This is a genomic window from Bradyrhizobium sp. SZCCHNS3002 (assembly GCF_032377435.1).
Lineage (GTDB): Bacteria > Pseudomonadota > Alphaproteobacteria > Rhizobiales > Xanthobacteraceae > Bradyrhizobium.
On record NZ_JAUHHY010000003.1, the window covers coordinates 110,435 to 124,352 of the forward strand.

The following is a 13,918-nucleotide window of genomic DNA, read 5'->3' on the forward strand; positions in this document are numbered from 1 at the left end:
CTATGCGGTCTTCGACACGCCCCAGAACAGCGGGATCGGCCCCTTGGTCACGCCGGAGACGGTCTTGCGCCACGCAGTGTAGCCGAGGAAGAAGCCGGTCGGCGCGAACACGACGTCGTCGATCGCAGCCTTGTTGATGCGGCCGGCCACGACCTTCTCCTCATCGAGCGACTTCGCGTTGAACCAGTTGGTGATCTCCTTCTCCACCGGCTCGCTGTTCGGCCAGCCGAACCAGGCCTTGTCGCCATTGGCGCGCAGCGCGTTGTAGGCAGCCGGATTGATGCAGTCGGCGCCGGCGTGCCAAGTGTGGAACATGTGCCAGCCGCCCTGCGCCGGCGGCGTTTTCAAGGCGCGGCGGGCACCGACCGTGCCCCAGTCGGTCGCGACGAAATCGACGTTCATGCCGAGCTTCTTCAGCAGATCCGCGGTGACGTCGCCGAACGCCTTCGTGATCGGCTGATCCTGCGCGACGAGGCAGGTGATCGGTTCGCCCTTGTAGCCGGCCTCCTCCAGCAGCTTCTTGGCTTTCGCCAAGTCGCGCTTGCCCTTCAGGATGTCACCGCCTTCCTCGGTATAGAGCGGCGTGCCGGGTGTGAACACGCCCGGCAGCGGCTTCCACAGCGCGTTGTCGTCCCCGACCAGCGCGCGCATGTAGTCCTCCTGGCTCATCGCCATCAGGATGGCCTGGCGCGCCTTCACATTGTTGAAGGGCGGATACAGATGATTGATGCGGAACGCACCGACATTGCCGAGGGGATCGCCGATGTCGACGCCGATGTTCTTGTTGCCCTTCAGCACCGGCACGAGATCGGTGATCGGGTTCTCCCACCAGTCGACCTCGCCGTTCTGCAGCGCGGCCGCGGCCGTCGCCGGATCCGGCATGATCACCCATTCGACGCGGTCGACCAGCACCTGCTTGCCGCCGGCGAGCCACAGCGGCTTCTCCTGGCGCGGCACGTAGTCGGCGAACTTCTCGAACACCGCCTTGGCGCCTGGCACCCATTCGCCCTTGACGAACTTGAACGGGCCGGAGCCGATATATTCGGACATCTGCTTGAACGGATCGGTCTGCGCGATGCGCTCGGGCATGATGAAGGCGCACGGCGCGTTGCCCTTGCCGAGCGCGAACAGCATCTTCGGATAAGGCTGCTTCAGCACCCATTTGAAGGTCTTGTCGTCGACCGCCGTGAGCTCGTTCTGGATCGCCTTGAGCATCAGGCCCATCGGATCGCGCGCCGACCAGCGCGTGAGGCTGGCGACGACGTCCTTGGCGAGCACCGGCTCGCCGTCGTGGAATTTGAGGCCGGGACGCAGCTTGAAGGTCCAGGTCAGGCCGTCGGAGGACACCTCCTCCGATTCCACCATCTGGCGCTGCGGCACGAACTGATCGTCGATGCCGTACAGCGTATCCCACACCATCGCGGCTGCGTTGCGCACGACATATTGGGTGCCCCAGATCGGATCGAAATTGGCGAGATTGGCCTGTGGCACAAAACGCAAGGTGCGTGCGGCCGCGCCTTGGGCGATCGCCGGCGCCGCAAATCCCGTCAGCGCCAGACCACCCGCGCCCGCCAATCCCTTCAATACCGTTCTGCGATCCATGTTCTCTCCTGATGCAACATGCCCAAGTTCAATTGCCGAAATTGTAAGCAAGGCCCATGCCACGCGTGTGGAGCGCGTTCATTTGAACGCAAATGAGGCATGGGGCGCAAGCCTATCGAAGCCCGGGCGAGCGCAGCGACCCCGGGTTCTCCGAGACTCCTCGTGTGAACCCGCATGTCGCTGCGCTCATGCGGGCTACGGACTTGCGCGCGATTGCCGAACGCATCATGCCTTCCGCACCGGCGAGCCGTCCGCCATCAGCGTCTCGCCCTTGCGCTCGACGATCATGCCGTAAGCGTGCGGCTGGCGATGGACGTCGAAGTTGAAGATCGTCTGCTTGTAGGATCTGCACAAATCGAGGTCACAGCGTGCCAGCGCGATCTCGTCGCCCTTGGTGGCGCAGGCCGCGACGATCTCGCCTGAAGGGGCGATGATGCAGCTGCCGGCGATGTGGTCGATGCCCTCCTCGACGCCGCCCTTGGCGACGCCAATCACCCAGGTGCCGTTCTGATAGGCACCCGACTGCATCACGAGGCGGTTGTGAAACAGCGAAAGGTCGTCATGCTCCGGCGCCGGCGGATTATGCACCGGCGTGTTGTAGCCGATCAGCACCATCTCGACGCCCTGCAGGCCCATCACGCGATAGGTCTCGGGCCAGCGGCGGTCGTTGCAGATCGCCATGCCGATGACGCCGCCAAAGGCGTTGGCGACGCCAAAGCTCTTGCCCGGTTCGAAATAGCGCTTTTCCAGATGCTGGAACTTGCGCCACGGCTCGTGCTCGGCATGTCCCGGCAGATGCACCTTGCGGTATTTCGAGACGACGGTGCCCGTCTTGTCGACAAGAATGGCGGTGTTGTAGCGGTGCACGATGCCGTCCTCGACTGCGAGCTCGGCATAGCCCAGGCAGAAGCCGATCCGCAGATCCTTCGCGAGCGCGAACAAGACTTGCGTCTCCGGCCCCGGCATCTCGCGCTCGAAATATTGATCGATCTCGGCCTGATCGGCCATGTACCAGCGCGGGAAGAACGTCGTCAGCGCGAGCTCGGGATAGACGATCAGGTCGCAGCCATTGGCGTGCGCCTGCCGCATCAACGCCATCAGTCGCGCAACCACCGCGGTCCGTGTTTCGCTCTTGGCAATCGGGCCGAGCTGACCAATGGCGACGTTGACGAAGCGCGGCATGTTTCCGTTCCTCATTTCGGAACTAAGTGGTCGTTCCGTGGCGCGCAGCTCTTGCACCGATCATGCCATGCTTGCTCAGTCGCGCAAGCCCGGCGCGTAGCCGAACGCCACCGCCGGCTCGGCCGCGGTCTCGACCCACACGCTCTTCACCTGCGTGTATTCGTACAGCGCCTCGATGCCGGAGGAGCGGCCATGGCCGCTGTTGTTGTAGCCGCCGAACGGCGAAGCGACGTTGATGGTCTTGTACGCATTGATCCAGAACGTGCCGGCCTTGACCTGTGCTGCGACGCGATGCGCGCGCGCGACGTCCCTGGTCCACACCGCGCCCGCGAGGCCGAACTCGCTGTCATTGGCGATCGCGATCGCCTCCGCCTCGGTATCGAAACGGATCGCGGCGACGACGGGTCCGAACACCTCCTTGCGCGCGATACCCATGGCGTTGGTGACGTTCTTGAGCACGGTCGGCCTGACGAAATATCCGCCCTCGCCCACGCCGCCGCTCGCGCCGGTGACGATCTCCGCGCCCTCGGCGGCGCCCTCGCGGATCAGCGACAGCACGTGGTCATATTGCCTGGCGTTGTTGATCGGCCCGATCTCGGTCTCCGCCGACAGCGGATCGCCGCATCTGATCTTCGTAGCACCTTGCGCGACCAGATCGACGAAGCGGTCATAGACCGCGCTCTGCACCAGCAGCCTGGAGCCGGCGACGCAGCTCTGGCCGGCACCGCCGAAGATCGCGGCCTGCGCGCCGATGGCGGCGCGTTCGAGGTCCGCATCGGCGAACACGATGTTGGCCGACTTGCCGCCGAGCTCGAGCACCGACGGCAGCAGCCTGCGCGCCGCGGCCTCGCCGATCAGCCGCCCCGTCGGCACCGAGCCGACGAACACGACCTTCTTCACGGCGGGCTGCGCCAGCGCCGCCTGCCCCGTGGTGTGGCCGAGACCCGCGAGCACGTTGACGACGCCCTTCGGCAATCCGGCGCGTTCGGCGATCCCCGCCAGCGCCAGCGAGGTCAGCGGCGTCAGCTCCGACGGCTTCAGCAGCACGGCGTTGCCCATGCTGATCGCCGGTGCGATCTGCCAACCCGCGGTGAAGACCGGCGCGTTCCACGGCGTGATCTGCAGCACCACGCCCATCGGCTCACGGCGCGTGTAGTTGAGATGGCTCGACGGCACCGGGATGACGTCGCCGTGGAATTTGTCGGCCCAGCCGGCATAGTACTCGAACATCTCCGCGACCTTGGCGACCTCGCCTTTGGTGTCGCGGATCGGCTTGCCGGCGGACAGCGCTTCCAGATGCGCCAGCGGCTCGGCTGCGGCGAGGATCGCCCGCGCCACCGCCTGCATCACGCGGCCGCGGCCCGCGGCGGTCAGCTTCGCCCATTCCGCCTGCCCCGCCGCAGCAGCAGAAGCCGCTTTCGCGGCGACGTCGGCGCCGGCATCGGCGTAGGTGAACAGCAATCTGCCAGTGGCGGGATCGTTGACCGAGACCGTCGCGCCTTCGCCGACGATGACGTCGCCGCCGACATGGGAGCCGACGGCTTTCAGATCCGGCCAGAACGGCAGCGCTGCGGCGCGCAGGCGGGGATCGATGAAATGGGTCATGGCGGTACGCTCACGGCTTCGGCATCGGGCCGAGCTGCAGCTCGACGATGCGGTTGAAATCATCGGCGTCGGCGATGCTGGCGGCGCTGTCGGCCCAGATGCGCGCGGTATCGCTTGCGATCGGCAGCGACAGTCCGAGCTCACCGATGAACTGCGCCGCGAGCCTGACGTCCTTGCGCATCAGCTGCATGGTGAAGCCGGAATCGAAGGCGCCGTTGAGAATCCAATTGGGTACGTTGACGAGCGTGACGCCGGAGCGGCCGGAGCCGGCATTCAGGCCTTCGAGCAGCCGCCCGGCATCGACGCCCGCCGCGTCGGCGATGCGCAGCGCCTCCGCAGCGGTGAGCAGATGCGCGGCGCAGAGCAGATTGTTGACGATCTTGGCAACGTTGCCGGCGCCGACGCCGCCGACATGGACGCGCTTGGCGCTCATCCGCTCCAGCACCGGCAGCACGCGCGCAAGATCATCGCCGTCGGCGCCGATCACCATCGTCATGGTGCCCGCCGCCGCGCCCTTCGGCCCGCCGCTGACCGGCGCATCGACAAAACCCATGCCGCGCGCCTTGAGAACGGCCGCAAGCCGGCGCGAGGTCTCGGGATGCGAGGTCGAGGTATCGACGATGACGACGCCGGCCCTGGCATGCGCGAGGATGCCGCCGGGGCCTTCCACGGCATCGGCGACGATCCCGGCGGTCGGCAGCGACAGGATCACGATGTCGGCTGCGGCGATCACGCCGCCGATGCCGTCGGCAACAGTGATGCCCTCGGCCGCCAGCGCCGCGCGCGTCGCGGCGAGCGTGTCGTAGCCGGTGACGGCAAAGCCGGCGCCCTTCAGCGTCAGCGCCATGCCGCGCCCCATCTTGCCAAGTCCGATGATGCCAACGGCGGTCACGAAGCCTCCTGCCCGATTTGCCCCGCCAGCGTAACCGCGCGATTCCGGGGCAGACATCAGCGCCCTCCACCGCTAGTGTTGACCTCTAGTCAACACTGTCCGAAGCCATGTCCGCCCTGCTCGATCACCACCGCCTGCACTATCTGCACGAGGCGATCCGCCTCGGCTCGGTGCGCGCCGCCGCCGAAGCCCTCGACGTCAACGCGTCGGTGATCAGCCGGCAGATCGCGCTGCTGGAGAAGGAACTCGGCCTCACTTTGCTCGAGCGCCTCAGCCGCGGCATCCGCGCCACCGAGGCCGGCGCGCTGCTGGTCGAGCGCTTCCGGCAATGGCAGGCCGACCAGGCCGACACCGTCGCCAAGCTGCGCGAATTGCAGGGGCTCAAGCGCGGCCATGTCGACATCGTGCTCGGCGAGGGTTTCGTCAGCGATCTCATGTCCGGCCCGCTCAGCCGGTTCTGGCAGCGCCATCCCGACCTCACGATGTCGTTCGACCTCGCCGGCACCAACGAGGTCGTCAATGCCGTTGCCGAGGATCGCCATCACATCGGCATGGTGTTCAATCCATCAGCCGATCCGCGCATCCGGATCGCCACCGCGAGCCGCCAACCGCTCTGCGCGATCATGCCGCCGGATCACGCGCTGGCGCGGCTCGGCCGTCCCTTGCGCCTGCGCGAGCTCGCCGACCACCCGCTCGGCCTGATGCATGCAAGCTACGGCACGCGTCAGGTCGTGGCGATGGCGGAGGCCGCCGAGCGCGTCGCCCTGTCGCCGAAGCTCACCACCAGCTCGATCAACGTGCTCCGCCACTTCGTCAAGGGCGGCCTCGGCCTGACGCTCCTGCCCGCCTTCGCGATCGCCGCCGATCTTGCCGACGGCTCGCTCGCCGCGGTGCCGGTCGACAACCGCCTGCTGTCGTCGAGCGAAGCCTGCGTCATCACCCGGCGCGGCCGCGAGCTGCCGCATGCCGCCAGCCATCTGCTGCGCTTTCTCAGCGGCCAGATGCGGGCGTTCCGGGTCGGCGGAGCCGCCGGCAACACCAGGACACGCGGCGCCGGACGTTGATCCGCGCCGATCATCACGGATCGTTTCCGGTTGCGCTGGCCCAGGGGTTGAGATTGGATGTTGCAATTTCGGGAGTCGATCTCATGCGCCACGTTCTCGCGATCGCGTTCGGCCTGTGGGCAGCGACAGCAGCTCAGGCCGAGACCTGCCAGCTCATCGGCAACCAGATCCTGTGCGACGACGGGACGTCGGGGCAGCGGATCGGCACCAATACCTATTGGAACGACGGCTCCTCGTCGCAGCAGATCGGGCGCTTCACCTACAACAACGACGGCACCAGCTCGCAGCAGATCGGCAATCACACCTACTACAGCGACGGCACGTCGGCGCATACGATCGGAAACACGACCTACTTCAGCGACGGCAGGACATGCCGGCGGATGGGCAATCGCGTCGCTTGCGACTGATCGGCCGGACCGGCTGGGGAGTCTGCACCGACGACCAGGGAAACCGACGTCCCCAGAAGATTGGGACTGCGACATCGCGTGAGCGCCCCATGACGAGGATCGCTTCTGGTCGGATGACGGAGTGGCCGCGGAAGCCTTGGAGCGGGTGAAGGGAATCGAACCCTCGTATTCAGCTTGGAAGGCTGCTGCTCTACCATTGAGCTACACCCGCATCGGGGCGTTCCCTAACATGGTCCGCGGCGGCTCTCAACCTCTTCGCCACGGGGTCTGGAGGCGGATGCATCGGGATCCGCGGTTGGAACGGCCGGAATCGAGCGGAATCCGCGACCCGAGCCGCAGCGCAGCACGACGGCGGCGGCTGGTGGGTTCCGTAATCGGCCCCCCTACCCTCGCGGCCCGGACCATCCTATATTCCGGTCACCATCAACAACGAAAGGAGGTGATCCAGTGTCTTTCACCAAGCGCTGTCACCTCGCTGGGATCGCCCGCTGAGCGGCTCTTCATGAGCGACGTGTGAGCGCATGATTCGTCAGCGTTTCAGCGCCATCGCGGCTCGGCAACGGGGCGGTCTCGGCCCTGGACCAGCGAGTTCAAGAACGGAAGCGCGGCGGGTCTCACGGCCCGCCGCGTTTTTTTACGGCAGCTCCGCCTTCTCGCCGGCCGGCGCCGCCCGCGGGCTGCGGACGAACCGCCGCGCCAGGAAGCCGCCGAAACCGAGCATCCAGAAATACTGCACGTACTCCGGGGCAATCGCCGCGATGACGATGCCCGGCACGAACACGATCACGGGAAAGATCGCGCCGGCGATTTCGGCATGGCGGCCACTGGGAAGCGCGAGCCACCACAGCGCGGCGTTCAGCGACGCAATGATCGTCAGATGCAGTCCATAGAGGACGGCCACCGCGCTGCTCAGCCTGTAGCCGCCGTAGAGCCCGTTGGTCACCGGCAGCAGCACGATCGACAACAGGAAGAACAGATTCAGGATGACCACGGGCCGGCCCGCGAACGGCTGCCGGGCCAGCCGCCGGTGGTGGCTGATCCAGAACACGCCGGCGATGATGAAGCTGAGGACCAGCCCGGCGAGCCGCCCGGAATAGGTGTGCACCAGGTCGATCCAACCGGGCATATGCGCGAAATTGGGCTTCGGCAGGTCGTAGGCGAGAAGCGTCATCGCAACACCGAAGATGGTGTTGGAGAGCGATTCCAGCCGGCGCATCTCGAACAGGTCGGACTGAGGCTCTGTCATGTCGAATCGGAAGCAACCGCGGCGAGGAACGGAGATGAAGGCTCACGTTCTATAGCAGCTCCGGCGCCGCGCTGCTCGACTTCGCTGCCGCCCTTGGGCGGCAGCTGTCACGTCACTCGCCGCCGCCCTCCAGACCCACCGGCCCTCGAGCGTCAGCGCTCACCGGCAGGCATAGGTGTGGCCATCGAAGCCGCGATAGCTGTGCGTCGCCGGATTGTAGCTGCGGAATTGGACGCAGGCCGGCAGTCCCGCGGTGCGCAGTCGCGGCCTGCCCTCCGCCTGCAGCCGGGCCGAGGTCGGGGTTGCGGTGGCAGGCCTTGCCATCACGATCATCGGCCGGCTGGCGACCATCCGCGATGTCCTGCCGGCATCCTTGACCGCTGCATCCCTGGCGGCAACCACAACGGCCTGCGCCTGGGCCGCCTTGCCGGATGACGGCTTGGCCGATGATGCCCCGGCTGGGGATGGCGTCGTCGCGGGCGGATTGGCCGCGGCCGTTCTGGGAGAGGACGGCTTGGCAGAGGACGACTTGGCAGAGGGCGGCCTGGTCGCTGGCGCCGCCATCGATGGCGATTTCACGGACGGCTTGGTCAGGGAAGGCTTGCCGGCGACTGGCTCTGCTGCCGCAGCCTTCTGAACCGCATCCTGCTTGTCCGTAACTGCGGCCTGCTTCGGCTCAGCCGACGCGGTGGGTATCGTCGCAACCGCTTCCGCAGCCGCGGCAGGCTTGACCTCGGGACCGGCCGGAATGTCGGCGCTGGCCGCCTGGCTCGGAACGGATGGCGCGGGATCGACCGACGCGGTCTTGTCGTCGGCTGGGGTCTTGTCCTCGGCGACGGGCGCCTCGACCGGCTTCTTGATCAGCTTCTTGCAGTCCAGCGGGAACACCAGCTCGCCCGATGCCGTCAACCCGATCGGCTCGCATCCGCCGAACGGCCCGCTCTCCTTGCCCTGATCCTTGGCCACCTCGCCTGCGGGTGGTGAGGAGCCGCCCGGCTCGGCGCTTCGCGCAAGCGAAACGCCAACCACAACCTGAAATAGAACAACGCCGCACAACAATCCGGCCCGGCCGGCCTTCTGCCCCAATGTACGCATGACACGCTCGCTCGACGCATGAACTCCGGCAAGGCCATCACGCCATTGAGGCAAGTCTGTGAAGGCAAGCCGCGGATTCCCGCTGCGATCTCAATTCGATGGCATTGTGTCCTGTTTGCACGACCAACGGTGCCGCAGGAATCCCTCAATGCGGTTGCAATCGGAGCCTACCAGGGTCGCCTGCGTGCAGTGACCGTCGGGGATTGACGGCCGCCGCCAGATGCGAGCGTCCGGACAGAACCCTTGAGCGCAACCGGCTATCGTCCCGACATCGACTGCCTGCGCGGCTTCGCAGTGATCTCGGTGATCGCGTTCCACTACGACATCTCGCCGTTTCGCAGCGGCTATGTCGGCGTCGACATCTTCTTCGTCATCTCGGGCTTCCTGATCACGCGGATCATTCATGCGGAGGTGCAGACCGGAACGTTCTCGTTCGCGGCGTTCTACCGGCGCCGTGCCCGGCGCATCCTGCCGGCGGCCCTGGCGATGCTGTGCGTGACCCTGCTCGCCGCCAGCGTGATCCTGTTGCCTGGGGACGCGGTGTCGGTGGCGCAGCAGGCGCTGGCCGTGCTCGTCTTCTGCTCCAACATCCTGCTGTGGTCGCAGCAGGGCTATTTCGACGCCGCCGCCATCACCAAGCCGCTGCTGCACACCTGGTCGCTCGGGGTCGAGGAGCAGTACTATCTGCTGTTTCCCATGCTGGCGCTCGCCGCCTTCGCGCTGCGGCGGCCGCTGATGCTTGCGAGCTTCGCCGGGCTTTGCGCGACCTCGTTCCTGCTCTGCTTGATCCAGACCCGGCTGCAGCCCGCCGCCGCGTTCTTTCTGTTGCCGGCCCGGGTCTGGGAGCTCGCGCTGGGCGCGCTGCTGGCCATGGAAGCCCCGCCGGCGCCGCACAGCCAGTGGCTCAGGATCACTGTGGCCGCACTGGGTTGGATCGCGCTAGGCGCCGCCGTCAACCTGTTCTCGCCGCACACGCCCTATCCCGGCACGGCCGCGCTGCTGCCGTGCCTCGGCGCCGCCGCCGTGATCTGGGCCAACCCGTCCCCGAGCAAGGCCGTGCTGACCGCGGTCAAACCGATGATCGCGGTCGGGCTGTGGTCCTACTCGCTCTATCTCTGGCACTGGCCCGTCGTCTCGCTGGCGACGGCGGTCTGGGGTCCGCCGAGCTCGATTCAGCACAAGCTGGCGCTGCTCGGCGCCTGCACCGCGATGGCGCTGACGAGCTTCTATCTGATCGAGCAGCCGGCGAGGCAGGCGCAGTCGCCGGTCACGGTGCGCGCGCTGGTCGCGAGCGCATCGGTCGTGCTGCTGGCCTCACTCGCGATCATCGGGCTTGCTGGATTTCCCGCCCGCTTCTCGCCGCAGGAGCGGACGCTGGCGGAATTCATCAGCTACGACCATCAGTCCGCCTATGAGAGCGGCACCTGCTTCCTCGATCCGGGCCAGACCTTCGAGGCGTTGCAGCCGTCGTGCCTTGCCAAAGGCCCGCGCCCGCGCATCCTGGTGTGGGGCGACAGCCACGCCGCTCACCTCATCCCTGGCCTGAAGCGAGCCCTGCCCCAGGCCTCGCTGCTGCGCGCCAGCCTCGCGCAATGCGTTCCTCACGCCGAAGCAGGCCAGTCCGCCGCCTGTGCGGATTTCAACCGCCGGCTGCCACTTCTGGTGCGCGAGCTCACACCCGACATCGTCGTTCTCTCGGGCAATTGGACGCGCACCGCGATGACGCCGGCCGCACAGGCGAGCCTGCTCGCCACGATCAAGGCGATCACGGACATCGGCAGCAAGGTGGTGGTGGTCGGGCCGAGCCCGCAGTTCGACCGCCCACTGCCGCATCTGCTGATTGCCGCGAAGCGCTTCGGCGTCTCGACCGACGGGCACATGCTGGATGGTCTCGGCGAGGTCGACGGCTTCATGCGTGTTCTGCTGAAGGATTCAGCGCGGACCGACTACGTCTCGCTGCTCGCGCTGCTGTGCCCGGCCGGAGATTGCGCGCTCCAGACCCCAGACGGCGCGCCGCTCGCCTGGGACGGTGGCCATCTCACGGCGCAGGGTTCGGAGCTCGCAGGGCCACGGATCGTCGCGGCGTCGCCGGCATTGGCCGCGGCCGCAAGCGCGCCGCAACTGACGGCGAACAGCGCCAACTAGTCGTCCGACAGGAACCTCGCGAACACCGGCGCGGCGCGCTCGCCCATGCGCTGGGCCCCGGCCACGGTGAAATGGCCGGCATCCTGGAACAGCCACACGCCATCCTCGACGACCGGGCAATCCTGGTCGCAATAGACCTCCGAGGGCCTGAGCAGCGTCACCTTGGCGAGCGGCCTGATCGCCTCCGACAGGACGGCGTCGATGACGCGGTTGGTCGCGATTGCCTCGCTCTTCGGCACGGCATCGCACGGCTTGGCGGGCGCGTGCCAGCGCGGCCCCGGCAGCATGCGCAACTGATCGAAGGCGCAATTCACCGGACGGACCTGGCCGCCGACGACGAGGAAATGCCGGCCGGGCCGGTCGAGCAGACGGATAGTCTCGGCGAGATGACCGGCGACCGCGGCGTTGCGGGTCCGCGCCGCCGGCCCATCACCGAGATCGAGATAGTGCTGCCATGCCTGCCCGATCACGACGAAATCGGCCGGCGACTGCCGGATCCGCGGCAGCTCGCTGTCGCGCAGCTCGGCGCAGACCTGGGCGCGAGGTCCCTCGGCGGTGAGCCCCGCGAGGGTGGGACATCCGCTCATGGTGGAGACGTGCCCGATCATGCCGCGCGCCTTCAGCGTCGCATCGAGCGCGGCGACATATTGCTGAACGTAGGAATCGCCGAGCAGCTCGACGCCGCGCGTACCCTCGAGATCGCCGAACGCACACAGACGGCCGACGGCGCGGCCGCATTTGTTGAGGCCGAAGCCCTGCAGCTGGAACAGCGCGAGCTGATCGTCGGGCAGCCGCGACACGACGCCGTTGGCGCGGAACGTGACGTGGGTGAGCGCGGCACCGACGATAAGCACCGTCGCAAAGCTCGTCACCTGCGCGACGCGCGGCCACGGCAGCCGCCGCAGCGGCCGCTCGACGATGACGTACATCAGCGTCGTCAGCACCGCCATCAGCGCGAGCTGCGCTGCCAGTCCCGCCGCGGTCTGCGCCGCATCGCCGAAGATGAAGCGGACGAAGAAGATCACCGGCCAGTGCACGAGATAGAGCGAATAGGAGGCGGCGCCGATGGCGCGCACCGGGCGAGCCATCACCAGCGACGTCGGGGCATTGGCCGCAATGATGACGGCCGTGGCGATGCAGGGCAGCAGCGCGGCGACGCCTGCCTGGGACTGATAGTAGCCGATGAGGAGAAGGCTGCCGAACAACAGAACATCACCGCAGGCGGCGGCGAGAGAGCGGGCGCGCGGCGACGCTGCCAGGCGAGCCTCGAGCGGAATGGCGAGCGCGCCGATGGCGAATTCGAACACCCGGAATGGCGTCAGGAAGAACACGGCGTCCGGATCGCGCGATGACCAGAGTGCGGCCGCGGCAAGGGACAACAACCCGATCGCGGCAATGGCGCGGAACACATGCCGGCGCGTGCCGAGCCACATCAGCAGCAGCGGCGCCAGCGCGTAGAATTGGACCTCCGCCGACAGCGACCACAGGTGCAGCAGCGGCAACTGATCCGCGCTCGGCGCGAAATAGGCGCTGGCCTCGCGCCAATACTGGATGTTGGCGATGGAGAGCAGCCCATGCGTCGCCTCCTTGGCGAGCTGGCGCAGGGCTTCCGGCGACAGGAACAGCCAGCCGACCGCGAACGTGGCCGCAATGGTTACAACCAGCGCCGGCAGGATGCGCCTTGCCCGCCGCAGATAGAACTCCGACAGCGAGAAGCGCCGGGCGCCGACATCGCGCAGGATCTGCCCGGTGATGAGATAGCCGGAGATGACGAAGAAGATGTCGACGCCGGCATAGCCGGCCTCGAAGCCGGTGATCCTCAGGTGGAAGAGGATGACGATGACGACGGCGATCGCCCGGAGGGCATCGATGTCAGCCCGATGACTGCGTTCCAATGTCGTCCACTCCGCGCATTCCTCGAGGCGGACGAGTTGCGCAGACACGGATGGCAACAGCAGGAAACAGTCATGACGTCATCGGACCCATCCGATGACACCGCGCCGGCGGCGGCGTGGCGGACGTGAAGGAGGTTTGCCGAAGTCGGCCGCAAGTTCGGCAATCCGTTGAACGATCAGCTCGAATACGGCAATCTGGCGGCGCTGAGGGACAATGCGGGGCTGAGGGCGGTGATGAACCTGTTGCGAAGAGAATGGCGGGCAGCGTTCGCGGGAATAGCCGTCGCGGCGCTGCTGGCGGCGACCACCGCAGCCTCGGCGCAAGCCGAGACGCCGGCTCCCGGCGCCGCAGCGCCTGCTCCCGCTCAGACCACGGTCGAGCGCAACGCCAAGGGCGTTGCCGGCAAGCCGATCCAGGTCGGCATCTATCTCAACGTCCAGTCCGACTGCTCATCCGGGCCCCTTCCCGCCATCCGCCTGGTGACGCCGCCGGGCAACGGCACCGTCACGATCAAGCGCGGCAAGGTCAGTGCCACCAACTACAAGCAATGCCTCGCCCTGGAAGTGCCGGGCTTCATCGCCTTCTACCAATCGAAGGCCGATTTCGCCGGCACCGACACGGTGACGCTCGAGGTCAAGTTCCCGCAGGGCCGCACCGAAGTGCAGCGGATCATCATCAACGTCGGCGTCGGGCCGGCGGGGCAGAAGATCTGAGCCGCAACGCATCGACGGCGCGACGACGCCTCCAGCGATGAAGCCGCCTCCAGCCATGAAAAAGGGCAGCC

At 67.1% G+C, this 13,918-nt stretch carries 11 protein-coding genes and 1 tRNA gene; 4 read left to right on the forward strand and 8 right to left on the reverse strand.

Annotation, left to right across the window (positions count from 1 at the left end; translation table 11 throughout):
- From QW845_RS07670 to QW845_RS07685, 4 genes are all read right to left on the reverse strand, one after another.
- A complete protein-coding gene (locus tag QW845_RS07670; RefSeq protein ID WP_315801007.1) occupies positions 1–1,602 on the reverse strand; it encodes an ABC transporter substrate-binding protein in 1,602 nt (533 codons plus the stop codon).
- Positions 1,603–1,827: 225 nt separating this feature from the next.
- Positions 1,828–2,784 carry an N-carbamoyl-D-amino-acid hydrolase gene (locus tag QW845_RS07675; protein ID WP_315801008.1) on the reverse strand — a complete coding sequence of 319 codons (957 nt, stop codon included), beginning with the start codon at positions 2,782–2,784 and terminating at the stop codon, positions 1,828–1,830.
- A gap of 75 nt (positions 2,785–2,859) precedes the next feature.
- A complete protein-coding gene (locus QW845_RS07680; RefSeq protein WP_315801009.1) occupies positions 2,860–4,389 on the reverse strand; it encodes an aldehyde dehydrogenase family protein in 1,530 nt (509 codons plus the stop codon).
- Between the two features lie 10 nt (positions 4,390–4,399).
- Positions 4,400–5,281, reverse strand: a complete 882-nt coding sequence (locus tag QW845_RS07685) for an NAD(P)-dependent oxidoreductase (RefSeq protein WP_315801010.1) — start codon at positions 5,279–5,281, stop codon at positions 4,400–4,402.
- Between the two features lie 107 nt (positions 5,282–5,388).
- Between QW845_RS07685 and QW845_RS07690 the strand changes: the two genes are divergently transcribed.
- Positions 5,389–6,345 carry a LysR family transcriptional regulator gene (locus QW845_RS07690; protein WP_315801011.1) on the forward strand — a complete coding sequence of 319 codons (957 nt, stop codon included), beginning with the start codon at positions 5,389–5,391 and terminating at the stop codon, positions 6,343–6,345.
- Between the two features lie 83 nt (positions 6,346–6,428).
- On the forward strand, positions 6,429–6,752 hold the full coding sequence (locus QW845_RS07695) for a hypothetical protein (RefSeq protein WP_315801012.1): 324 nt from the start codon (positions 6,429–6,431) through the stop codon (positions 6,750–6,752).
- 137 nt (positions 6,753–6,889) lie between these two features.
- Here the strand turns inward: QW845_RS07695 and QW845_RS07700 are convergent.
- The 3 genes from QW845_RS07700 to QW845_RS07710 all read right to left on the reverse strand — a co-directional run bounded on the left by QW845_RS07700 (position 6,890) and on the right by QW845_RS07710 (position 8,964).
- Positions 6,890–6,963 (reverse strand) — tRNA-Gly (locus tag QW845_RS07700).
- A gap of 423 nt (positions 6,964–7,386) precedes the next feature.
- A complete protein-coding gene (locus QW845_RS07705) occupies positions 7,387–7,998 on the reverse strand; it encodes a TMEM175 family protein (RefSeq protein ID WP_315801013.1) in 612 nt (203 codons plus the stop codon).
- A 159-nt stretch (positions 7,999–8,157) separates the two neighbouring features.
- On the reverse strand, positions 8,158–8,964 hold the full coding sequence (locus tag QW845_RS07710; protein ID WP_315801014.1) for a hypothetical protein: 807 nt from the start codon (positions 8,962–8,964) through the stop codon (positions 8,158–8,160).
- A gap of 372 nt (positions 8,965–9,336) precedes the next feature.
- Here QW845_RS07710 and QW845_RS07715 point away from each other — a divergent pair, with 372 nt between their 5' ends.
- Positions 9,337–11,238 (forward strand): acyltransferase family protein, encoded by a 1,902-nt coding sequence (locus tag QW845_RS07715; RefSeq protein WP_315801015.1) that lies wholly within the window; start codon positions 9,337–9,339, stop codon positions 11,236–11,238.
- On the opposite strand, the gene QW845_RS07720 is transcribed toward QW845_RS07715, so the two are convergent.
- Positions 11,235–13,133: an acyltransferase family protein gene (locus QW845_RS07720; RefSeq protein WP_315801016.1), complete on the reverse strand. Its 1,899-nt coding sequence runs from the start codon at positions 13,131–13,133 to the stop codon at positions 11,235–11,237. The genes QW845_RS07715 and QW845_RS07720 overlap by 4 nt on opposite strands.
- Before the next feature lie 234 nt (positions 13,134–13,367).
- Here QW845_RS07720 and QW845_RS07725 point away from each other — a divergent pair, with 234 nt between their 5' ends.
- Positions 13,368–13,847: a hypothetical protein gene (locus QW845_RS07725; protein ID WP_315801373.1), complete on the forward strand. Its 480-nt coding sequence runs from the start codon at positions 13,368–13,370 to the stop codon at positions 13,845–13,847.
- The last annotated feature ends 71 nt before the right edge of the window (positions 13,848–13,918 follow it).